General features: G+C 65.4%; 25 protein-coding genes. 10 read left to right on the forward strand and 15 right to left on the reverse strand.

What is annotated here, in order from left to right; translation table 11 throughout:
• Positions 1-9 precede the first annotated feature (9 nt).
• From ACGFNJ_RS14000 to ACGFNJ_RS14055, 12 genes are all read right to left on the reverse strand, one after another.
• Positions 10-342 (reverse strand): hypothetical protein, encoded by a 333-nt coding sequence (locus ACGFNJ_RS14000; protein WP_393447095.1) that lies wholly within the window; start codon positions 340-342, stop codon positions 10-12.
• Positions 342-2,000 (reverse strand): hypothetical protein, encoded by a 1,659-nt coding sequence (locus ACGFNJ_RS14005; RefSeq protein ID WP_393447097.1) that lies wholly within the window; start codon positions 1,998-2,000, stop codon positions 342-344. The genes ACGFNJ_RS14000 and ACGFNJ_RS14005 overlap by 1 nt, the downstream gene beginning before the upstream one ends.
• Complete coding sequence (locus tag ACGFNJ_RS14010) at positions 1,988-2,362, reverse strand: hypothetical protein (RefSeq protein ID WP_393447099.1); 375 nt, start codon at positions 2,360-2,362, stop codon at positions 1,988-1,990. Before ACGFNJ_RS14010 ends, ACGFNJ_RS14005 begins: the two co-directional genes overlap by 13 nt.
• A gap of 37 nt (positions 2,363-2,399) precedes the next feature.
• Positions 2,400-2,900 carry a hypothetical protein gene (locus ACGFNJ_RS14015; RefSeq protein ID WP_393447101.1) on the reverse strand — a complete coding sequence of 167 codons (501 nt, stop codon included), beginning with the start codon at positions 2,898-2,900 and terminating at the stop codon, positions 2,400-2,402.
• Positions 2,901-2,951: 51 nt separating this feature from the next.
• The gene (locus tag ACGFNJ_RS14020; RefSeq protein WP_393447103.1) at positions 2,952-5,648 is read right to left on the reverse strand and encodes a hypothetical protein; all 2,697 of its coding nucleotides are present in this window, start codon (positions 5,646-5,648) and stop codon (positions 2,952-2,954) included.
• A 13-nt stretch (positions 5,649-5,661) separates the two neighbouring features.
• Positions 5,662-6,831, reverse strand: coding sequence for a hypothetical protein (locus ACGFNJ_RS14025; RefSeq protein WP_393447105.1), 1,170 nt, complete (start codon positions 6,829-6,831; stop codon positions 5,662-5,664).
• 47 nt (positions 6,832-6,878) lie between these two features.
• The gene (locus ACGFNJ_RS14030) at positions 6,879-7,049 is read right to left on the reverse strand and encodes a hypothetical protein (RefSeq protein WP_393447107.1); all 171 of its coding nucleotides are present in this window, start codon (positions 7,047-7,049) and stop codon (positions 6,879-6,881) included.
• 3 nt (positions 7,050-7,052) lie between these two features.
• Positions 7,053-7,442 (reverse strand): hypothetical protein, encoded by a 390-nt coding sequence (locus ACGFNJ_RS14035; RefSeq protein WP_069159805.1) that lies wholly within the window; start codon positions 7,440-7,442, stop codon positions 7,053-7,055.
• 63 nt (positions 7,443-7,505) lie between these two features.
• Positions 7,506-8,636 carry a hypothetical protein gene (locus ACGFNJ_RS14040; RefSeq protein ID WP_393447109.1) on the reverse strand — a complete coding sequence of 377 codons (1,131 nt, stop codon included), beginning with the start codon at positions 8,634-8,636 and terminating at the stop codon, positions 7,506-7,508.
• Positions 8,637-8,690: 54 nt separating this feature from the next.
• On the reverse strand, positions 8,691-8,837 hold the full coding sequence (locus tag ACGFNJ_RS14045) for a hypothetical protein (RefSeq protein WP_393447111.1): 147 nt from the start codon (positions 8,835-8,837) through the stop codon (positions 8,691-8,693).
• Between the two features lie 32 nt (positions 8,838-8,869).
• Positions 8,870-9,691, reverse strand: coding sequence for a hypothetical protein (locus ACGFNJ_RS14050; protein ID WP_393447113.1), 822 nt, complete (start codon positions 9,689-9,691; stop codon positions 8,870-8,872).
• A 621-nt stretch (positions 9,692-10,312) separates the two neighbouring features.
• Entirely contained in the window at positions 10,313-11,197 is an 885-nt protein-coding gene (locus ACGFNJ_RS14055; protein WP_393447115.1) for an NAD(P)H-binding protein, read from the reverse strand.
• A gap of 226 nt (positions 11,198-11,423) precedes the next feature.
• Between ACGFNJ_RS14055 and ACGFNJ_RS14060 the strand changes: the two genes are divergently transcribed.
• The 5 genes from ACGFNJ_RS14060 (at position 11,424) to ACGFNJ_RS14080 (ending at position 14,642) form a co-directional block, all read left to right on the forward strand.
• Positions 11,424-11,774 carry a hypothetical protein gene (locus tag ACGFNJ_RS14060; RefSeq protein WP_393447117.1) on the forward strand — a complete coding sequence of 117 codons (351 nt, stop codon included), beginning with the start codon at positions 11,424-11,426 and terminating at the stop codon, positions 11,772-11,774.
• Positions 11,771-12,199, forward strand: a complete 429-nt coding sequence (locus ACGFNJ_RS14065) for a MerR family transcriptional regulator (protein WP_393447119.1) — start codon at positions 11,771-11,773, stop codon at positions 12,197-12,199. The genes ACGFNJ_RS14060 and ACGFNJ_RS14065 overlap by 4 nt, the downstream gene beginning before the upstream one ends.
• Positions 12,200-13,057: 858 nt before the next feature.
• Complete coding sequence (locus tag ACGFNJ_RS14070; RefSeq protein WP_393447121.1) at positions 13,058-13,681, forward strand: transglycosylase SLT domain-containing protein; 624 nt, start codon at positions 13,058-13,060, stop codon at positions 13,679-13,681.
• Positions 13,682-13,754: 73 nt separating this feature from the next.
• Positions 13,755-14,069 (forward strand): hypothetical protein, encoded by a 315-nt coding sequence (locus tag ACGFNJ_RS14075; protein ID WP_393447123.1) that lies wholly within the window; start codon positions 13,755-13,757, stop codon positions 14,067-14,069.
• An 84-nt stretch (positions 14,070-14,153) separates the two neighbouring features.
• Positions 14,154-14,642, forward strand: coding sequence for a DUF1992 domain-containing protein (locus ACGFNJ_RS14080; protein ID WP_393447125.1), 489 nt, complete (start codon positions 14,154-14,156; stop codon positions 14,640-14,642).
• 90 nt (positions 14,643-14,732) lie between these two features.
• On the opposite strand, the gene ACGFNJ_RS14085 is transcribed toward ACGFNJ_RS14080, so the two are convergent.
• Positions 14,733-15,200: a MarR family winged helix-turn-helix transcriptional regulator gene (locus ACGFNJ_RS14085; RefSeq protein ID WP_393447127.1), complete on the reverse strand. Its 468-nt coding sequence runs from the start codon at positions 15,198-15,200 to the stop codon at positions 14,733-14,735.
• Between the two features lie 63 nt (positions 15,201-15,263).
• Here ACGFNJ_RS14085 and ACGFNJ_RS14090 point away from each other — a divergent pair, with 63 nt between their 5' ends.
• Entirely contained in the window at positions 15,264-16,241 is a 978-nt protein-coding gene (locus tag ACGFNJ_RS14090) for a pirin family protein (protein WP_393447129.1), read from the forward strand.
• Positions 16,242-16,375: 134 nt separating this feature from the next.
• Complete coding sequence (locus ACGFNJ_RS14095; RefSeq protein WP_393447131.1) at positions 16,376-16,669, forward strand: excalibur calcium-binding domain-containing protein; 294 nt, start codon at positions 16,376-16,378, stop codon at positions 16,667-16,669.
• Between the two features lie 62 nt (positions 16,670-16,731).
• Here ACGFNJ_RS14095 and ACGFNJ_RS14100 read toward each other — a convergent pair whose 3' ends face one another.
• Positions 16,732-16,953 (reverse strand): DUF3618 domain-containing protein, encoded by a 222-nt coding sequence (locus ACGFNJ_RS14100; protein ID WP_069159793.1) that lies wholly within the window; start codon positions 16,951-16,953, stop codon positions 16,732-16,734.
• Between the two features lie 235 nt (positions 16,954-17,188).
• On the opposite strand from ACGFNJ_RS14100, the gene bcp reads away from it, so the two are divergent.
• Both bcp and ACGFNJ_RS14110 read left to right on the forward strand, forming a co-directional pair.
• Positions 17,189-17,662 carry a thioredoxin-dependent thiol peroxidase gene (gene bcp / locus ACGFNJ_RS14105; protein WP_393447133.1) on the forward strand — a complete coding sequence of 158 codons (474 nt, stop codon included), beginning with the start codon at positions 17,189-17,191 and terminating at the stop codon, positions 17,660-17,662.
• 321 nt (positions 17,663-17,983) lie between these two features.
• On the forward strand, positions 17,984-18,208 hold the full coding sequence (locus ACGFNJ_RS14110) for a hypothetical protein (RefSeq protein WP_393447135.1): 225 nt from the start codon (positions 17,984-17,986) through the stop codon (positions 18,206-18,208).
• Between the two features lie 111 nt (positions 18,209-18,319).
• Here ACGFNJ_RS14110 and ACGFNJ_RS14115 read toward each other — a convergent pair whose 3' ends face one another.
• Complete coding sequence (locus ACGFNJ_RS14115; protein ID WP_393447137.1) at positions 18,320-19,066, reverse strand: TetR/AcrR family transcriptional regulator; 747 nt, start codon at positions 19,064-19,066, stop codon at positions 18,320-18,322.
• Positions 19,067-19,165: 99 nt separating this feature from the next.
• Between ACGFNJ_RS14115 and ACGFNJ_RS14120 the strand changes: the two genes are divergently transcribed.
• Positions 19,166-20,122: an ABC transporter ATP-binding protein gene (locus ACGFNJ_RS14120; RefSeq protein WP_393447139.1), complete on the forward strand. Its 957-nt coding sequence runs from the start codon at positions 19,166-19,168 to the stop codon at positions 20,120-20,122.
• The last annotated feature ends 35 nt before the right edge of the window (positions 20,123-20,157 follow it).

Consider the following 20,157-nt stretch of genomic DNA (forward strand, 5'->3'; position numbering starts at 1 on the left):
TATCCCCTCCTAACTTTTGACGTGGAGAATGGACTGGCCTGCATCCACCTTGATCAAGGTGCCCGCAGGGCCGATCGTCGCGGCGATCGTCGCGAGAACGACCGGTTCGTTGTTGACCTTCAGCACCGTCGAAGTACCGGCGGTGAGACTGAAGGTCGAGCATTTTCCGCCGGCCGAGCCCTGGTTCGCGCAGGGGAAGTCCGGTGATCGAAAGCTGGATTTCACCAAGACCGGTTTGCCGTTGACCGTCAGCGCAGCTGTGGATTTCACGCCGATCAGGGCATGGCCTGTCGCTAACGCACCGCACAGCAGCTTCGCTTCGGTGGTGAGTACGTCCTCCATCAGCCCACATCCACCGATTTGGCAGACAGCTTGATTTTGTCCGCGTTCAAGGTGATCTCACCTTCGCCGAGGACAATCGACGCCTTCCCGTTGTCGAGCTTGATGTCCTTGCCCGCGGTGGTTACGCCGACCGAGCCGTCCTCGCTGATGGTGATCGTTGTGCCTTTGCCGTGCTTGATGGTCAGGGACTGATCCCCCGTCGGCGTCGGCCGGACACCGACCTCGGGCAGCACACCCGTGCCGACCTGGATGTCGAGTCCCATCGCCTGGATGACCCGGTGCCCGGTCGCATCCGTGAGGTCGTTGACCGTCTTACCTGCAGGACGCCCGTCGGACACCTTGGTGGGCAAGCACAGCCAGTAATCACCGGCTTCGTTCGGCGGCGGTTCATGATTTGCGTGCCGCGACCAGAGGAAACCGCCTGCCACGGCGTCGTTGACCTGCCCCGTGTTGTGCAGCAGCAACGCGCGCATCCCCGGATACACCGGAACCATCAATCCCGTTTTGTCCCAGGCAAATATCGACGCCATCGGCTTGTCGTGCAGCTGCAGATCGCTGCCGACCGGATCGTCGACGCTGGAGGCCTCGCGGCGCTGCCCGTACTGCATGGTGGCACGGTGTCCGCCGTTGTCGCCCGCGCCGGACTTGTTGTAGGAGGCGACTTCACCTACGTCGATCGACGGATGATCCTCGAGCAGTGCGCGTGTCATCGCGTGCATGCCGTCGGCGACGGCGGGCGCGCCCGTCAGCGCTTCCGCGGGAATCGGTCCGCTGGTGTCGAACACGGTCACGTCGCACGTGTAGCCGCTGTGCAGGCTGAACGAGTGGTGCACGGATTCGATGCGCAGCGTGCGGGATTCATTGCCTTCGAGCTCGACCTTGGCGCCGATTTGCAGTGCGGGATCGCCGAGCACCGTCATCTCGTACCGGGTCGTTGTGCCGGATCCCCCCTGTGGATCGGGGGCTGCGCTGTCCCTGCGGCGCTTGCTGACGATGTTGGTGTCCGCCCGGAACCTGACCGGCGATGCGGAATCGTCGGCGATCCCGAGCGTCGCGATCCCCGCTCGGATCGCCAGTGGCAGTTTCGCGCGGGTCGCCAGCTCACCCAGCGCACCGAGCGCCGTGCCTGCGTCGATGGTGAGATCCTTCTTGGCATAGGCGATTTCCGGATGTTTGATGGGGACGGTCACCGATTCCTTTATCTTCTCGATGACGTCCTTGAAGGTGGATTCGCCCAGTTTGTGATAGTGAAACGCCTTCTGCCGCAACAGGAACCCGGCGTGTTCGGTACCCGTGAGCAAGGTCTGCAGACTGCCGTTGGCGGTAACCTCGTTGTGGATCTCGGTGACGGCCCCGAGTAGCACCGAGGCTTGCTGAGATGCTGGTTGATCGAAATAGCCCAGCTGGATCCGAACCAGCAGCGGGGCGTCCGACCCGGCCCGCGACCGAGATTGCTCGGCGAGGCCGCGCGCGGCCTCCAACGGCAGATCCACCAGCCTGATCCGGAACGTGGACGGGTGCGGTCCGAGGTTGGCCCTCGTCTCGACATCGGCGTCGAGCAGTAGGTCACCCTGCAACGCGTCATTGGAAACCTGCAGCAGTGCGGGGCCGTCCAGCGCGGTACGGAATTCGAGGCGATACCAGATCACGAAGCCCATCGCAGCGCCACACCTCCCACCAGCTTCGACCCGAACGCGCCTGAACCATTGATATTCCGCGGATGCACCAGCAGTTCGGTGAACAGCAGCGACAGTTCGTGCGCGTGATACTCCAGATTGGGCACGATCTTGCGGCGGAACAGGATTCGTGTCCCGGCCGGCTCCTCCGCGGCGACCTCCACTGCCAAGAAGGCCCCCGGTTTCGGCAATTCCAGTGGCTTCGCCGAAAGCAACAAGCTCTCATCGGTCACGTTGGCATACGTCGACAGCACGTAGATTCGCTCGCCGAGCGCGATCCGGATGGCCTGCGGGAACCCTTGATCGGCGTCTATCGGGATGCGCAGGTATTGCGGCGTGTTCATAGATGTTGCCTCACAAGCGGATTTGTTGTTGGTCGGGTCACAGCGGCACCGAGGGGACGGCAGGCAGCGCCGACGGCGCGGCGGCACCGCCGAACATCGCGGTGCCCGCGGCGAGCGCGAGATCGGCGATCTCGCCCGCCAGGGCCGACGCCTTGCCGCGCGGCACATGTTCGAGGCTGATGGAGACATCGATCGCGTCCCGCTTCTGCACGTTCTGGGTGAACCGCAAGTCCGTGATCTGCATGTCCAGGCTGATGGTCAGCCCGCACACCACCGGAATCCCAGTCACTGCAAGAGTTCTCGCGGTCGCGGCGACCAGCAGACGAGAGTTCAGTGCGAGCACCTCCAACGACTTCTTCAGCAGTAGCCGTTCCCGCCCGAGCAGCATCGCTTCGATCGCGATGGCTTTGCGGGTCGGCGCAAGCGCCTGCGAAAACTTGCTGTCCGCGATTCGCTGGATCTGATAACCCTCGGTCATCGTCAGGTTCTGCACGTACAGCAGGGGGACCGGACCGATCAGTACCGGTTGTGCCGTCATATGTCCGGCTCCTTACTTGGTCGACATTGCTTGTGTTGCCGCATGGTTCGATCACGGCTGATAACTGATCCAGCGCGCGCGGGCCAGCACGTCCGGATCGAGGTATCCGTCCAGCACCCAGTCCAGGGCGGTCCGCTGCTCGACCGGCCAGCCGCCGATCTCCAACGCTTGGTCGGTGACATGGGAGGAACCTCGGCCGCGCGCACCCTCGACGTTGCGGCTATCCCATTGATTGGTGTGCCGGGAGCCGAGGACCATATCGGTGCCACCCGACTTCGCGCTGGTGAGATGGGATATCTCCAGCTGCTTGGAATTTTCGTTCCATACCACGGCGTCGCCGAATTTCGCGTGCAGCCTTCCGGTCTCTTCGTCGAGCAGGAAGCGCAGCGGATGGTCCGGGTTGTCGCGAAGAAACTTTTCGAATCTCCTGCGGAAGACCTGTGTATCGGTGATCTTCGCAATATCGCCGAGGGCCGACGCGGGAATCGTCTCGCGCTGCTCGACGTACAACGCGTGCTGCGCCGCGGCTTTGGCGCGTTCCAGCATGTCGGAATCGCCGAAGCCGACCGGATCATCCTTCGTCAACCGTTCCCAGAGCTGGTACTCCTTCTGCGGCCCATGGGATTTCCGCGCCTCCGCGACACGAGCGAGGAAGTGCTCGTATCGGGCAGTCGTCGTGCCGAACCGGTGCGCCGTAACGCGCACCACCGCAGGGCCCGCGTCGGCGACGAACTCCTCCGCGCCACGCGCCCTGGCCACCCGGATGAACGTCACCGCATCCATGGTGGCGAGCCAGTCGGCCTCGAGCCGATCCGCAATCCGCAGCAGGACAGGCATTTCGGCGCGAGATACGCCTCGCAGCAAGGCATTGACCGTCTCGGCCGACCACTGTGCTTTCGTGCCAACTACTTCCAGAATGTGGTTGGCGCCGGCCCAGACCTCGGCAAGCTCGGTCCCCGGGCCGACGGCCTGCTTGATCGTCTTCGCGACCTCCATCGCGTCTTGCAATCGTCGTGCGGCCGCCCGTTTTTCCTGGGTGGTGAGAAACCTCCTCAGATTCGCCGACAGCTTGGGCGCGTTGTCGAGGATCGCAGTCAGGTCGTGCTGATACCGCGCGGGCAACAGCTCGATGATTCGGCCGACCTCGCCGACGTCGCCCCATTTCAGTGCGGTGGCAAGCGCCTCGAACAACCGGACCCGGGTGGTCAGCGTCTCGAGCGTCGCGAGTGCCGCGGTTGCCGGTACACCGGCGAACGCCGTGAGGAGCTCCAGAACGATGTTGATGTGCACTGTTTGCGTCAGCGCATCGGTGACCGAGCTCTTGGCGCCGAGCAGCGCCTCGATGTGGCCGAGGCCCGCGAGCGCCGTGCTCCCCGCCGAGCCCATGTGCGTCAGGAGCGCGTGCACCTGGGCAAGGGCCTCGGGATCAGATCCCAACGGCACGTTCGGCATACCCGGAATCGGAACCACCGGGATGGCACCGAATGCCCGGCACAGCAACCAGTAGAGCTCGAACATCTTGGGCACGATCTCCACGATCTGCATTGGTAGCCGCGGCAGCTCACCGACACCGCCGACGGTCTTGCGTCCCCAGTCGTAGCCACCGGAGAGTAATTGCTCGATATCGGGTATCAAACGGGGGTTCTTCAGCATCTTGCCGAGGAGTTCCAGCAGTTGTTCGGGTGTCGGCGGTGCAACAGCGATATGCCTGCCGACAGCGAAGAGCAGTTGGAAGGCCGGTTTGTCCAACTGAGAGAACAACTTCAGCAGTGTTCCGTCGGCAGCCAACGGCAGAAGCAGTGCATCGAGTTCCCACTTCGACGGGCACGATGCCAGGAGTTCGACGATGGCGGAGCCGAGCTGCTCGCTGTCCACATCCTTCACTGCCTGCCTGCTGACCCGCAGCAATGCGGACAGGTACCGGGCGCGATCCGTCGCACTCATCGTCTTGAACAGCGAACGGTCCAGTGTCACAAGGAAATGCGCGATAGCGAGGTCATCGGGGTACTCGTAGGTGAGCGCCTCGACCACCCTCGCGGCGTCCGCGCGGTCGAGAGCACCCGGATTGCTCGGATCGGCCAGCCCGCTGTCGATGTTCTCCCCTGCCCACTCGGTCGGCGAGTCCGCGAATTCCTTGCGGTACAGGCGATGTCCGTCGGCGGTGGCGACGATCAGCGGTTGCAGGCCTGGATCGGTGACCAATCGGCCACCCGCGGCGGGTACCCGCGTCGGTACTCCCCGGTGCCCGGGCTGGTTACTGATCGTCGGGACAAATCCGCCGAAATCTTTCTCGCGCAACGGTTCCGCGAGTGGACGGACGAGGAGCCGGTCCGGCGTACTCGAGCGCGTGAGCACCGCGTAGCCGCGATCGCCGAACAGGTATCGACCCCAATTCACCGCGCGCACCGGATCTCCGGTCTCAACCTCGAGGTGCCCGCCCGCCGGTATCCAGTGCGGAAACACCTTGCCGACATCAATGACCGGAGAACTCGGGGTCGCCCCGATCCGCAGGATATCGCCGTCGACTAGACGCCATTCCCGCTCAGGCTTCAGCGGCCCCTCGGCGGCGATCTCCGCAAGGGTTGGTGGTTCGTGCCGTTCCGTCGACTGCAAGTCATCACGGCAGGCCAGGACAGCCTGGCTGATACCGCGCCGGATCGCCGAATCGATGGCGCGCCGGTTTTCCGCCGCCAGCGAGCCGGTGTAGCTGACCGGCATGGCGCCGGAAGGTAGTATGTTGTCGGGCATCGGAATTCACGCTCTACTTCTCGATCTGCACGTGCAGATGGTCGACGCCGTCCGGGAACAGCGATTTCAGCAGCCCGCCGGTATCCCCGGCTTGCAGCCGCTCGAAAATCGTCTTGGCTTGGGGCGCCAACGCGCTGATAGCTCCCTCGATCGTCCCGCCGCCCGGCATGGTCGGCGGCTTCGTTTCGTGCGGCTGCGGCGTTTCGCGCGGGAAGAAGAAATCCCGGTAGCGGAACTGCGGCAGCAAAATCGGATGCCCTGGCGCGCTGGTGTCGTAGTACTTCCGCTTCCGCTTATCCGCGGCATCAAGGTTTGCTCCGGTGCGCGCCATGCGTGGGTTTCGGGTCAATCCCAACGAGAACCTGGTTCCCACCGGGACCGGGGTGACGCCGCTTGCCGGCGGACCGAAGAGCGGAACATCGAGCATGTCGGCGTAGAACTGGGTGACCGCACGGACCGCTTCGCCGCCGTGTTGGAAATCGATCCGGAACCCGTTGTAGCGGTCGATATCCAACAAGCGCCCGCCGCTGGGATGCCCGCCGTTCTTTCCGGTCAGTTGGATGATCCGGAAGTCCGGCTTTTCCGTCTGTCGCTGCCTTGCCTTATCGACCATTCGCTGCAGGATGCGCGCCATACCGACGGACAGGTGCGCAGGTAATGGTTCGCCGTCCGCGGTCGCGGTAATCGCCTTCAGTTGGTGGGCGATCGAATCGACGAACTCGGCGATACCCGCGGACCTGGCGTCGAGCACCGCCGCGGCAGCCGCCACGATCTCGTTCCGATCGGCTTGTGCAGCAGACATTTCGTCCGCTGTGGCAGCTTTCGCCGCCTGGTGCCGGACCCGACCGAGCGCACCGAGCCCAGCGGACTGACCGGGGGTATCCGGCCTGTCCGACTCGCGTGGGGTCCGGATCGACTGCGGCACGGTTTTTTTGGGCATGGGCGGCGCACCGACGTTGGCTTCGGCCACGTCGCTGAGCGCAGCGGCGAACAGCAACCCAGCCGGCCTGGCCGCACGCAACTGTTTGGCGACCGCACGGGCCACCGATTCGGTCAACCGGTCCAGGTCCGCGCCGGAGGGAGTGCCGACAATCCGCACCTTGATCGGGATTTCGACCCGGCCGCCACCATCCGTCGCAGCGGGCAACGAATGTTCTTGCTGTGGCAGGTCGTTCGTTGGCATGTGGGGTCCTCCTATCTCTTCGTGAACCTGGACCAGCCGAGTGCCCGTCAGCCGCGGTTGCGCAGTGTCGTATGCAGTTGGTCGAAGACGTATTTCGCGACTTGGCGCAGCTGCTCGTCGCCCAGCTCACCGACGACCTCCACCTCCACCGGGAAGTGATAGGTGGGTTCGCCTTGCTGATCCTGGCCCGGTTCAGGCCAGGACTGCTCGGAAGCCACTACCTACTCGATTCCCGGCTGCAGGCACAGGCAGGAGAAGGTCGCCTGCGGGACGCCGTCGATGACGACGTTGCTCGGGTTGGCCGAGGTGATGATGCAGCGGCCGAACTTGAGCGCCTTGAAAGACCAGTCGGTGCCGGTCTTTTCGGCGACCGCGATGTCGAATTCTTTACCGGTGACGGCGAGCTGGGTCAGGTCGGCGACGACGGCGGCGAAGGCCTGCACGGTCATGGTGAAGGTGAAGGTCTGCGGTTGACGAACGTAGCCGAGGTTGTCGGCTTCGACGCTGTGCACGACGGTGTGCGGGACGTTGAAGGTCGGGGTGAACTGGGAGATCGGGCTGATCACCGTGCTGCCCAGTCGCACTTCGAGTCGGGTATTCCAGTTGGCCATATCCTCTGTCCTCAAAGGTGTTGTGTCCGGCGACCACTCGGGTCGCCGGGCCCGGCGTTGGGCCTAGTTGAACTTCAGGTTGATGTTGATGCGGTGCATCGCGCCCGCATATTCGACGCTGACCAGCACCTGCGCGACGCGGTTCTCGTGCGCGTCCTTGACCGCCCTGATCTGGGTGTCGGTGAGCGTTGCCGGATCGGCGTCGAGCAGGTTGAGCACCGGGATGTTGAGCCGGAAGCCCTCCAGGACACCGGCGGCGACCAACGGGTTGAGTTCGGATTCGAGCGTGACGATCAACGCCCGCAAGCCGGAACGGCTGATCCGCAAGTTGCCGATCGACCCGATCAGGCGCGCCTTCAGCTTGAAGGTGATGTCGTCGATCGTGCGCTGCACGTCGATGAACTTGATCTGGCCGGTGGGATTGGCGTTGTAGCCCTCGCCGAGATAGGTGCCGGAGCCGGGAAGGAGCGCCGGGGAGGTGAGCCAGACGACGCCTGCGCCGCCGACGAGCGGCTTCGGTGAGTCCTCGACCTCCTCACCGTTGAGCGCGTCGATCTGCACGCTCGTGAACGAGGTATTGGTGATCGAGACCGGCTTCAGGATCATCGAGGTGTGCGGCGGGTACCCGGCAATGGTGGCGGCGACCGCGGCGGCGGCATCGTCGTCGCTCTGATGCGCGACGTACACCATGCGGTCGCTGACCAGGTCGCCGGCCACCACCTTTGGATCGGCCAAGCCCTTCTCCAGCATCGCGACACCCATGCGCTCGTTGCCATCTCCCCGGAGGGACACCGAGTTGACGTGCGTGACAAGGGATCTGATCGCCGCGACCTGAGCCTTCTTCGGATCGCTGTCGCCGGGCACGCTCAACGACGTGTTGGCGAGCACGACGAACTGCACGTTCAAACCCTCGGCGGCGGCGAGGCTGGCGGCCACGGTGCCCTGCCGGATGCCCCAGATCCGGCGCGGTCCCGGGGTCTGCCGCATCGCGGTGACCAGCGCTTTTGACAACGGCGACGCCGTCAGTGGGTTCGAGCTGAATGCCTTCAGCGCCTGATCCGGCGTCGTCACCTCGACGGCGACGTCACCGACGCCCACCGTCGCGTCGCCGATCACGACGAGGTTTCCGGTCGGCCGGATCACCGGCGAGAAGTTGTCGAGTTGGGTTTTCACCCGTACGTAATGCAGTGGCATGGATATCTCCTCCTACTGTGGGAGCTGGTTGCGTGGAATTCGGTGGCGCGGCGATCACGGCTGATGGAACTGGGCGCGCAGCTTCGCGCGGAATTCCTCGATCTCCTCGTGCGACAACGGGATTGGTGTTTCCGCCGGATCGGACGGCTGCTCGGCCTGCTCGACCGCCGTGGCGTCGGCCGGGTCTGGACGTTTGGTCATGGTGCTCTCCTTGTGATGTTTCGTCGCTCGGCTCAGAGGAAGACCGCGAGCGTGTGTTGATCAGCGAAGAACGCGCTGATCTGTTCCTTGGTGAGTCCGCTGTCCGCGACCTTCGCGGCGGGGAAAACCACCAAAGGAGCTAGGTGTGCGGTGGTTTCGGCGAAATCGGCGTCGGTGCGCTCGTCGACCACCGGCCCCTGGGCCGCGACCATCTGACGGACCTCCCGCAGCGCGTCCGCGATGGCGATGTCGTTGCGGATCAGCACGCCGACCCGCAACGGCAGGCGTCGCGAACTCGCCGGGTCGGCCGGATCGAAGGGCGGCGCAGGCTTCAGCTTGGCTTCGGTGAGCAGGTATCGGAACGCGCGCCGCAGGTCGTCTACGGTGGTCAACCGGTTCTCCCGCATGAAGGCGTCCAGGTCGAGGTAGCGGAATCGCTGGCGGAACTCGTCCAAGGTCCGGAAGCCGCGGATCTCGGTGCTGCGCAACGATTCGAGTCCGCCGGCGTCGACCTCGAGCAGCACGGTGACCGACAGCTCGGCGACCACGTCGATCCACCGGGGCGCGGCGCCGTCGCTGCCGACGATGTCGACATCGGTGCGCAGGTGCGTTGGCATGGTCTGGGTCCAGTTCCCGGTGCGGCGCACGATCGGATACAGCGGCCGTTCGCATTCGACGGCAAGCACATCCACCGCCGTGATGTCGTGCACCACGGCGTGTGGCAAGTGATAGGCCGCGGCGAGCAGCGTGCGGATTCTGCTGCGGCCCGCATCGCCACTCACAGGGAAGACGACGTCGTGGACGCCTGCGGCATTCGCAAGGCGCAGGAGCGCGGTGTCTACCGGATCACCCACGGGTAAACCTCTCGATCGGTTCGGATTGGTCGGCCGCCGAAATGCGGCAAATGCCGTGCCCGCCAATGGCTTCGCCTGACGACGCGGAGCGCGAAGGCCGTCGGGATACACCCGAGAAGATGGGCAGGAAAGAGCGAAGCTCCGAGTCCGTTGCCGGATCGGAGCTTCGAGGTCGATATCGCCGAAGTGACTGGGAGAGTGGAGGTTTCACAGCAACTCAGCGGGTGAAGGCGCAGCTGTGGCGCTGCAGAAATCATCACTTAAGGCCCGGATCGTTGTCAACGGCCCGCATCGACTCGGCACGGCGTCTCACCGAACCTCGGCGTGCGGGCCGCTCGGCCCGAGCTCCGGACCAGCGCGGCAGACTCCGGAGTTACCGAGATGTCTCACCGATCGATCGGCCCGCAGGCGTTCCTAGTGCGCTAACACACACTTCGAATAGTCTCCCTGCAGATCGCCACCCACCCACCACGACCGTCGAGAGGTCCCCCGTGAGCGCCGGAGCTGCGTGCTTGCCGGGCAGGATTCACCGCGGTCGCCTGCGCACTATGCGTGTATCGCGCTGGAGGTGGCCGGGGTCGTCGCGTTGCTGGTCACCGGAATCTTTGCGCTGAGCGCGAATCAGGTGCTCGACTTCTGTCGATCGGTCAACGTTTCCCATTCGGCGGCAATGGAATCCGCGATCGGAGTGGTCGGATGGCCGATCAAACGGCTCAATTCGCCTGTGACGGTGGATAGTTGGCCGCGGGCGATGGCGGCGTCGGCGTCGGCTACCGCGGCCGCCTCGGCCGGCGGGACACCTGCGTCGACCATGAGCCTGGTGTAGTCGGCGACAGAGAGATCGGTGTAGGCGATGCGACGGCCGGTTCGGCGGGAGACCTCGGCGGCGTAATCGGGCATGGTCCACGCCGTGTCGCCGGACAGTTCGTAGGTCATGCCCTCGTTGCCCTCGGTGGTGAGCACAATGGCCGCAGCCTCGGCGTAGTCGGCGCGGGCGGCGGTGGCCACCCTGCCCGCACCCGCGGCGCCGAAGACGGAGTCGGCCGCCAATGTCCAATCGAGGTGGCCGGTGTAATTCTCGTTGTACCAACCGTTTCGAAGCAATGCGTAGGGGACGGGTGCGGCGGTGACCAGCTGCTCGGTGTCGTTGTGCGGGTCGGCGATGTCGAAGGTCGCGGCGGGGCCGCCGAGGATGCTGGTGTAGGCGAGCAGCGCCACCTCGGCCGCGGCGGCCGCGGCGATCACGGCGCGATGCTGATCGACGATGCCGGTCATCGAACTGGTGGAGATGAGCAGGACACGATCGCCGCGATGGAACGCGCCGCGCAGGGAGGCGGGGTCGTGATAGTCGGCGACATGGACCTCGACGCCGCGGGCCGCGAGGTCGGCGACCTTTTCGGGGTTGCGGACGAGCGCACGCAGTCGGTGATCCGGCGCGCGCCGCAACAGCTCCTCGACCACCAGGCGGCCGAGTTTTCCTGCGGCTCCGGCAATCACGATCGTCATCACGGCCCTCCCTCGGTCGGCGCGGACGTCACGCGTCCGCAGATTCAACTGTAAGCAAGATTTGGGCGCTTGCGCAAGACATTTGCCTAAGGCTTTCGCTTTAGACTTTTGTCCTATCCGAGCCGCGCGCTTCGACCCGCACGGCCGAGAACCTGTGACGACCGAAGGGGCAAAAGCCCCTTCAAGGCTTGCAATCGGTACCCGGGTACAGGCTTACCGTGGGGATATGACGATCCACAGCACGTCAGGGAGCTGGGTTCCGGATGCCTGCACCTTGCCCACCGCGGCGCAGCCGCTGCGCGTGGCCGAATTCGACAGGTTCTTCGCCACGTACGTTCTTCGGTCGACCCGACCGGAACGCACCCGGCTCGAGCTCCACATCCCCGTCGACGCGATAGCACCCGGCAAGGATCTAGCGCAGCGTGAAGTCGCGTGCTGTTCCTTCTTCACGTTCGACTTCGACCTCGACGCCGCAGGCCCTGTCCTGCGCATCGAGGTTCCGCCGACTCGTGTCGACGTCCTCGACGCAATCCAGGATCGGGTACAAAACGCAGTCGGACAAAGAGATTCACGATGAGCGCAGAACTGCGGACCGGCGAGGTCGCCGCAGCCGCCGGGGTGAACGTGCAGACATTGCGGTACTACGAGCGACGCGGCCTGTTGCGCGATCCCGGCCGGTCACTGGGCGGGCACCGGCTCTACCCGGCGGAGACGGTGACCACCCTGCGGATCATCAAGGCGGCACAACGCCTCGGTTTCACTCTCGATGAGGTCGCAAAACTGCTTGCGGACAACAACTTTCGCAGTGACCACGACGGCCTGCACGCGCGAGCGGGCGCGAAGCTCGCCGAGGTCGACGCCAAGATCGCCGAACTGAGCACGGTGCGCGACGCTTTGCGCGCGGCACTGGCCGCCGGATGCGACGACCTGCTCACCTGTAGCGAAATCCCCAACTGTCCACTGCCATTCGGCGATCCCGACGCGTCGACAGCCGGTCACTGACACAGCGACGCCACCGCCGACGCGACCCCTCAACACTGAGAGGCCGCGCCCAACGCAGGCTGCGCCGTTGAAGGCTGCGCTTCGTCATCCGGCTGCCAATTCACACCCCACAGCTGAATTCGAAGCCAAATCATCTCGAGTATGACAACGGGGTCTGTGGCGAACTATCCGCCGAACGGCGGACAGCGAGCCGAGCGCCTGCCCGTCGGCACCACTCGGCATGTCCAGCCCGTGATCGGGCTGCATCATGGCTCCCAATCCAGACCAACACCCCACCGTCACACGCGAGATCCGTGGCGTTAGCCGGAAATTTCTGTGACGTATCGCACGTTCGGTTTAGCGGCAAACTCCCTGCACAGGTAACGAATCGGCATCTACCCGGGGGTAACTCCAAGATCGGTAGCACCATTCGTTCAGTCTCCGTTTACCGTGCGTTAACTTATTGTGACCATTCTGCGATCAGGTCATAAAGCGACCTGGAGTTTGGTTACACCGAGGAGTTGTTCACACGCATTCGGAAAACGACCGCAATGGTAGGCCCAATGCCCGCCGCGGTCGGCGGAGCGGGATCCGGCAACGGACCCGCGAACCCCAACTTTCCCAGTCTCTCCGCATTGAGGATGCGGAGTTCCGCGACATCGCGGCCGGGCTCGCAGTGAGCGCCCCGGCACCGCAGCCCTAGCGCGTCGCGTCCAGGGGACGAGCCCGTCCCCGTCGAGGGGACCAGCCCGTCCCCCACAACAAAACCCACAACTGCATATCGACCCGTCCGGCGAGCGCACACCACGCCCGTCCTGGATCCGTGCTGCCTGCGCACGCCCGGATCGCCCTGTCCCCGAGCAAGGAACTGATTACGCAATGCCTGACAGACGCTTTTCTTCTCTCCGCCGCACGTCGCTCCGCGAGGGCGTGACGATCGCGATCGCCGCCGCAGGCGTCGTGGCCGTAGCGGCCTCCTCCGCGGTGTCCGTCGCCGACGACGGCGTCTCGTTTCGCATCGCCATGGTCGCCGAGCAGGACCCGGCCGCCGCTCCCGTCGCCGCGGCCCTGCCCGCGCCGATGCCTGCGCCACTGGTCGTCCCCGCGCCGCTGACGGTCCCCGTGCCCGAGCCGATCCCGGCACCCGAGCCGATCCCGGCGCCGATGCCTGCCCCGGTCTACCCGAACAACCTCGACGGCTGGATCCGCCAAGCCCTCGACGTCATGCAGGCCAACAACATCCCCGGCAGCTACGAGGGCATCCGCCGCAACGTGATGCGCGAGTCCACGGGCAACCCGCAGGCCATCAACCTGTGGGACTCCAACGCCGCCAAAGGCATCCCGTCCAAGGGCCTGCTCCAGGTGATCGACCCGACCTTCCGCTCGTACCACGTCGAAGGCACCTCCTGGGACATCTACGACCCGGTCGCCAACATCGTCGCCGCCTGCAACTACGCCGCGCACAACTACGGCTCGATGGACAACGTCAACAGCGCGTACTGAGTCCAACCCCCGCTGGCTTCGCCGGCGGCCTTCCCCTAGGGTCGTTCACCATCCGACCCTTTGGACTCCCGCGATGACCGATTACGCACACAGCGACACGGCGGCCAAGAGCCGCGCCGAGAAGGCCAAGCGTCTCGCGAGCTATATCTGGCACCTGGGCATCACCGGACCCGAGCTGCTGGCGATGCCGGTGACGACCCGGCGCAAGCTCGCCAGAGCAGCCGAAACGAATCCGCCGAGCACCGAGGAAACCTGGCAGACGGTCGCGGAGCTGCTCGCCGAGAAAGACGAGTGGGCCGCGCGAAACCCCGACCACCCCTCGGCCGGGCGCAAGCACGTCGACGAGAAGTTGATGTGGGTGAAGCCGCCGATCACACCGTGGTTGTGAGGCCGAAACCGTTGTAGCGCACCAGCTACTGCGTCGGCGCGATCGGTAGCATGGTGGCATGCACCCGCCGTCGAGGATGACGCGATGACCGAGCGCAAACCACCGAGGCAGTCCTTCGAATCGTGGATCGACGCGCAGATCCGCGAGGCGACCGAGCGCGGGGAATTCGAGAATCTGCCCGGTGCCGGTAAACCAATTCCCGTCGGGAACGACGACGAGAATTGGTGGCTGACGGGCTACCTCCGTAAAGAAGGGGCGAACGCAGCGGCGCTGCTCCCTCCGTCGCTGGTGTTGCGGCGCGATATCGAGCGGCTGCCGGAGACCGTGCGCGGGTTGAGTTCGGAGCGGTTGGTGCGGGACGAAGTGCGCGAGCTCAACAAGCGGGTGGTCGAGTGGTTGCGGCTACCGCACGGGCCGTACGTGCCGGTCGCTCCGGTGGACGCGGACGAGATCGTCGCGCAGTGGCGGGCGGCGAGGCAGCCGAAACGTCCTGCCACGCAGGCAGATACGCCGAAGGTGGCGAAAGCAGCCAAGAGCCCCGGCTGGTTTCAGCGCCTCTTCCGCCGCCGCTGATCGACGCAGGCGCGGGAGCCACGGGCACCCTCTAGATCAACGAGACCCGGTGGAGGCCATCGACGCGGCTCATCAGTCCGCCGATCATTATCAGACATCGATCGCGGCACGGGTCGAGTTCTCCACCGCGGCAACGACTTTGTCGGACAACGCCCGCATCGCGCGCGCCTCGGCGGGAGTGACGCGATCGATGAACACCTCGCGCACCAACTGCACGTGATTGGGCGCGGCCCGTTCGAGCAGACTACGGCCCGCCGCGGTCAACTGGACCAGCACGCCGCGCGCGTCCTCGGCGACCGGCTGCCGATCGACCAGCCCGCGCGCGTCCATCCTGGCCAGATGCTTGGACAACCGGCTCTTCTCCCAGCACACCTCGGCGGCCAGGTCCTTCGCCCGCAAACAATCCCCTGGCGCCGCCGACAATGCGACCATCAGTTCGTAGTCCGCCGCCGACAACCCGTCGCTCGTCAATCCGGCCGCGAGCGCCGCGTCCAATCGCTGCCGCATCCGCACGTAGGCCAGCCAGGTCGCCTGCTCCTCGTCACTCAGCCACTCCATGGGAATGAAGTCTAACCGCCTTTGGTTGACATGGACACCAACTCCCCTCCCCAGGAGGTCACGATGCCCGCCATCACCGTCCCCGACATCATGGTCCTGCCGCGCCTGCCCAAGCCCACCGAGGCCATGCGCAACCGCACGGTCCACACCGTCGTCAACGCGCCGAAACAGCGCGAAGGCGCGGGCTTCGAAGTGCGCAGGCCGTTCCCGAGCCTGGACCTGCGCACCGCCGATCCCTTCATCCTGCTCGACCAGATGGGCCCGGTCGCCTACGAGCCGCACGAAGCCAAAGGCGCACCGTGGCACCCGCATCGGGGATTCGAAACCGTCACCTACGTGCTGGACGGAACTCTCGTGCACCACGACTCCAACGGCGGCGGCGGCGTGATCAGCGAGGGCGACACCCAGTGGATGACCGCGGGTTCCGGCATCCTGCACGACGAGCTGCCCGCCGAGCAATTGGTCATGACCGGCGGCTGGTTCCACGGCATCCAACTGTGGGTAAATCTGCCGCGCGCACAGAAATTCGCCACTCCGCAGTACCAGGACTTGCGCGGTTCGGAACTGACGCTGGTCAGCTCGCACGACGGCGGCGCACTGGTTCGCCTGATCGCGGGTTCGGTCGGCGGCTTCGACGGACCGGGCTCCACCCATACGCCGATCGCCTACGCGCACGCGTCGATCAGCCCGGGCGGGCAGCTGGAAACCCCATGGCCGCAACATTTCACGGCAATGGCGTACGTGCTGTCCGGTTCCGGCACGGTCGGCGTCGATCGTCGGCCGGTGCGCGAGGGACAGCTGGCGGTCTTCGGACCCGGCGACGCGCTCACCATGAGCGCCGATGCGCTGCAACATAATCGGACCGGTGATCTGGAAATGTTGTTGCTCGGCGGGCAGCCGATCCGGGAACCCGTTGTCCAATATGGTCCGTTCGTGATGAACACGCGCGCCGAAATAATTCAGGCAATGGACGACTACCAGGCAGGACGGATGGGAAACATCCCGGCCGAGCACCTGGCGGGCCACCGATTGGGCGAATGAATCGCCGCCAGACACCGATCCCCTAATGCCCTAGTTCTCGGGTGACGCAGTTGACAAGAGGGCGAGCCGTCACAACAGTGGATGCGGCGTCCGGTCGGACGCCTATCCACCGCAGCAACTATCTAGAGGAATACATGAACGTTCGCCGGCTCACCCTCAGCTTTGCCGTCGCGGGACTGACCCTCCTAGCGGCGCCGGCCGCGCTGGCCCAGCCCTCAGGTTCCGCAGGAACCGGCTCGTCCGCCGTCGACACCGGCTCGGCCGCAACCGGATCGGCCGGTCTCACCCAGACCGGTTCGGCAGGCGGCGCCTTCGCCAACTGTGACGACGCCAGGCGTGCCGGACGGGCACCGCTTTTTCGGGGGGAACCGGGCTACGGCCCGCACCTGGACCCAGACGGCGACGGGTTCGCCTGCCCCACGGTCTGACCGCCGTAAAAACAGAACACCCGGTGTGAGCACACACCGGGTGTTCTGCTGTGTGCGCTAGCTCAGCGGAAGATCTTGAGCAGGATCAGCCCGAACACCAGCGCGGCCGCGCCGATCAGGCTGTACTTCACCTTCGGCTCGTTGAGCTTGCGCAGCACGATCTGCTTGCTGTCGCTCGCAATCCGCTGCGGATCGGCGCGCACCGCGAGTTCGTCGAGCGTGCTCGCCAGCTGTGTGCGCGCGGCCTCGATCTCCTGCTCGATCCGCTCGGTATCCCTTGCCACGTTCAGGCCTCCTGTGTTTGATGTGCCGCGCCCAGGGCTCGAATCGCGGTGCGTCCTCGGCCTTCGCACGGTCACCCTCAGCTCCCGGACGAGTCTATCGGTCCGCCCGAGGTACTCCGGCGAGCTGTCCGTCCGCACAGTGATCCGGCGCCGGATTCCAGGCCTGCCTGTCGGTCCGCACAGTGTCGTTCCGTCCGTGCGCACCATGTCCGAGGCTTCGGTTACCGTGCAGGACGTGACCGATACCCCACGACTCTCCCCGGGTGACACCGCCCCCGATTTCACGCTCCCGGACGCCGACGGCAAGGACGTTTCGCTCGCCGACTACCGCGGCCGCAAGGTGATCGTTTACTTCTACCCCGCCGCGAGCACCCCTGGCTGCACCAAACAGGCCTGCGACTTCCGCGACAACCTCGCCGAGCTCGACGGTGCGGGGATCGACGTGCTCGGCATCTCGCCGGACAAGCCCGCGAAGCTGGCCAAGTTCCGCGATGCGGAGCAGCTGACCTTCCCGCTGCTCTCGGACCCGGATCGGGCCGTGCTCACCGCATGGGGCGCGTTCGGCGAGAAAACCATGTACGGCAAAACCGTCACCGGCGTCATCCGCTCCACCTTCCTCGTCGACGAAAACGGCAAGATCGAGGTGGCCCAATACAACGTCCGAGCCACCGGCCACGTAGCCAAACTCCGCCGCGACCTGTCGGTGTAGTCGCGATCCGCCTCCACTGGAGCTGGTCAGCTGATCACCGGGCACTGATGGCGGCATCGCCCGAGAAGCCCCCGCCACCAGTGCCCCCTCGGCCCGAATCCACCCTTGGTCCCGAGGCGACGGGGCTTGGGTGCCGATACCGTGCCGCTGGTGGTGGCGTCAACCGGAAGCGGTTGTCCCACTGGGGATATGGCTTCGGGGTGAAGGGCTGCTTGGTGGGCCCACGGGATCGGGGGCGTTGCAATATCTGTCTGGTTTGGATGGTGTCGTCGTCGTTGACTGTTCTCGGTCGGGATCTGAGGATCGAAAAGGACAGGGATTATGCGTATTCGACGAGCGATGGCGGGTGTGCTGGTGGCTGGTGGCTGTGTGCTGCCGACAGTGGGCGCACCGATCGCGATGGCCGACACCGCCGTTGGGGTCGGCGAGCGAGGAACGGGCAGCAGCGAGCAGGGGACGGGCAGTTCCACGAAGGGGCTGCTTTGCTTGTTGCACAACCTGACTACCGGGTTTGCGCCGAGCCCGGAACTCTGCGGAACCTGGTAACCATCGGAGGGTGAGACCGCGCTCGCTGTCGGTGCATCGACGAGCGCGGTTCACTTTTCTCGACGGGCCAACCATCGACCATGTCGCCGAACCGCGCCTAGATCAGTCACTCTAGGACCGTTGGTCGAAGGAGCGGATGAAGGTCTCGTAGCCGTCGAGTAGGCGGTCGAGGCCGAAGCGGAGGTCGGCGTCCCATTCTTTGATGTCCTCTTCGAAGGCTTCATCGAAGGCCTGCGCGTTGAGGGCCCGCGTCAACGCTGGGAAGCGCTGCGGGTCGAGCACTCGGCTCAACATCGCCGGGTACTCGTCGTTGTCGTCGTCGTCGGACATCTCGCTGCCCACCCGCATGCGGCCGATCATGTAGAGCGAAACGTTCAGCACCAGTTGCAGTTTGATCGGTTCCGGCACCGGCGTGTCGGCGAACATGGCGAGACCCCGATCGAGCCACGCCATGTTGCACGGCCCCATCGGCGGCGTGGACAGCGGTAGGTCGAGGAACCACGGGTGTCGTCGGATCGACTCGGAGACCGCCCACGCCCACGCCTCGATCCCGGCCCGCCACTCGCCGCCGACCGGCAGTTCGGGCGGCAGGCCGATCGCGCGATCCGACACCAGCACCAGCAACGTGTCCTTGCTGTCCACGTATCGGTAGAGCGACATGGTGGTGAAGCCGAGATGTTTGGCGACCCGGCTCATCGAGAGTGCCCCTGCCCCTTCGGCATCGGCCACTTCGATCGCCGCGTCGATCACCTGATCCAGACTCAGCCCGCGCTTCGGTCCGCGCGTCCCCGGTTCGTCCAGACCCCACATCAGCGCGAAAGCCTTGGCCAGCGGTCCCTCGGCGTCCGGCGTTTCCATCGCGTCGCCCCTTCCTCTCGATGCCTCTTCCCTCCCGGCAAAAACTGCGTACTATATAAACCAAGTTTAAGACATACACAGTTTCTAACCGAGGACACCATGACACTCCCATCCAACTCCGCCGTCAGCATCAGCGGGCTGACCAAAGCCTTCGGCGACAAGACCGTGCTGGCCGGCGTAGACCTCGAGGTCGCACCGGGAACGGTCTTCTCGTTGCTCGGTCCGAACGGCGCGGGCAAGACCACGATCGTGCGCATCCTCGCCACCCTGACCAGCGCGGACAGCGGCGAGATCCGCATCGCCGGGCACGATCTGGCGCACGAAGCCGACGCCGTCCGCCGCCTCATCGGGGTCACCGGCCAGTACTCGGCGGTCGACGACGTGCTGACCGGCGCCGAGAACCTCCGGCTGATGGGACGGCTCCTGCACCTGCCCAAGCCGGAGGCCGACGGCCGAACCGCCAGTCTCCTGGCACAATTCGACCTCACCGACGCCGCGGCTGCCCGCGTCGCGACCTACTCCGGCGGCATGCGCCGCCGCCTCGACCTGGCCATGAGCCTGATGGGCGACCCGAGGATCATCTTCCTCGACGAACCGACCACCGGCCTCGACCCGCGCAGCCGCCGCGAGCTGTGGCAGGTGATCCGGCACCTGGTCGCGGACGGCGTGACGATCTTCCTCACCACCCAGTATCTCGAGGAAGCCGACCAGCTCGCCGATCGAATCGCGGTGCTACACAACGGAAAGATCGTCGCAGACGGCACGCCGGAGGACCTGAAACGGCTCGCTCCTGGCGGTCATATCCAACTGCAGTTCGCCGATCGGCACGGCCTGGCCGCCGCCGCGCAGGCGGTGCCCGATGCCACGATCGACGTCGAGCAGCTGCTGCTGCAGATCCCGTCGGACGGCAGCGTCGGCACCGTCAAACACCTGCTGGACCGGTTCGAGGACCAGGCGATCGCGATCGACGACCTCGCCATCCACACCCCCGACCTCGATGACGTGTTCTTCGCGCTCACCGGGCACCCCACCACCGAGAAAGTAGCGGCACAGTGACGATTTCCACCAAGCAGGCCGTCGATCCGCGTGCC

The organism is Nocardia sp. NPDC049149 (assembly GCF_043197455.1).
Lineage (GTDB): Bacteria > Actinomycetota > Actinomycetes > Mycobacteriales > Mycobacteriaceae > Nocardia.

Bases quoted from the DNA above. Each gene is read 5' to 3' on its own strand.
- ACGFNJ_RS14060 (WP_393447117.1), top strand. From the start codon at position 11,424: ATGACGATCCACAGCACGTCAGGGAGCTGGGTTCCGGATGCCTGCACC.
- ACGFNJ_RS14000 (WP_393447095.1), bottom strand. From the start codon at position 342: ATGGAGGACGTACTCACCACCGAAGCGAAGCTGCTGTGCGGTGCGTTA.
- ACGFNJ_RS14115 (WP_393447137.1), bottom strand. From the start codon at position 19,066: ATGGAAACGCCGGACGCCGAGGGACCGCTGGCCAAGGCTTTCGCGCTG.
- ACGFNJ_RS14005 (WP_393447097.1), bottom strand. From the start codon at position 2,000: ATGGGCTTCGTGATCTGGTATCGCCTCGAATTCCGTACCGCGCTGGAC.
- ACGFNJ_RS14010 (WP_393447099.1), bottom strand. From the start codon at position 2,362: ATGAACACGCCGCAATACCTGCGCATCCCGATAGACGCCGATCAAGGG.
- ACGFNJ_RS14120 (WP_393447139.1), top strand. From the start codon at position 19,166: ATGACACTCCCATCCAACTCCGCCGTCAGCATCAGCGGGCTGACCAAA.
- ACGFNJ_RS14070 (WP_393447121.1), top strand. From the start codon at position 13,058: ATGCCTGACAGACGCTTTTCTTCTCTCCGCCGCACGTCGCTCCGCGAG.
- ACGFNJ_RS14095 (WP_393447131.1), top strand. From the start codon at position 16,376: ATGAACGTTCGCCGGCTCACCCTCAGCTTTGCCGTCGCGGGACTGACC.
- ACGFNJ_RS14080 (WP_393447125.1), top strand. From the start codon at position 14,154: ATGACCGAGCGCAAACCACCGAGGCAGTCCTTCGAATCGTGGATCGAC.
- ACGFNJ_RS14015 (WP_393447101.1), bottom strand. From the start codon at position 2,900: ATGACGGCACAACCGGTACTGATCGGTCCGGTCCCCCTGCTGTACGTG.
- ACGFNJ_RS14040 (WP_393447109.1), bottom strand. From the start codon at position 8,636: ATGCCACTGCATTACGTACGGGTGAAAACCCAACTCGACAACTTCTCG.
- ACGFNJ_RS14065 (WP_393447119.1), top strand. From the start codon at position 11,771: ATGAGCGCAGAACTGCGGACCGGCGAGGTCGCCGCAGCCGCCGGGGTG.
- ACGFNJ_RS14090 (WP_393447129.1), top strand. From the start codon at position 15,264: ATGCCCGCCATCACCGTCCCCGACATCATGGTCCTGCCGCGCCTGCCC.
- ACGFNJ_RS14025 (WP_393447105.1), bottom strand. From the start codon at position 6,831: ATGCCAACGAACGACCTGCCACAGCAAGAACATTCGTTGCCCGCTGCG.
- ACGFNJ_RS14035 (WP_069159805.1), bottom strand. From the start codon at position 7,442: ATGGCCAACTGGAATACCCGACTCGAAGTGCGACTGGGCAGCACGGTG.
- ACGFNJ_RS14020 (WP_393447103.1), bottom strand. From the start codon at position 5,648: ATGCCCGACAACATACTACCTTCCGGCGCCATGCCGGTCAGCTACACC.
- ACGFNJ_RS14055 (WP_393447115.1), bottom strand. From the start codon at position 11,197: ATGACGATCGTGATTGCCGGAGCCGCAGGAAAACTCGGCCGCCTGGTG.
- ACGFNJ_RS14045 (WP_393447111.1), bottom strand. From the start codon at position 8,837: ATGACCAAACGTCCAGACCCGGCCGACGCCACGGCGGTCGAGCAGGCC.
- ACGFNJ_RS14110 (WP_393447135.1), top strand. From the start codon at position 17,984: ATGCGTATTCGACGAGCGATGGCGGGTGTGCTGGTGGCTGGTGGCTGT.
- ACGFNJ_RS14075 (WP_393447123.1), top strand. From the start codon at position 13,755: ATGACCGATTACGCACACAGCGACACGGCGGCCAAGAGCCGCGCCGAG.
- ACGFNJ_RS14085 (WP_393447127.1), bottom strand. From the start codon at position 15,200: ATGGAGTGGCTGAGTGACGAGGAGCAGGCGACCTGGCTGGCCTACGTG.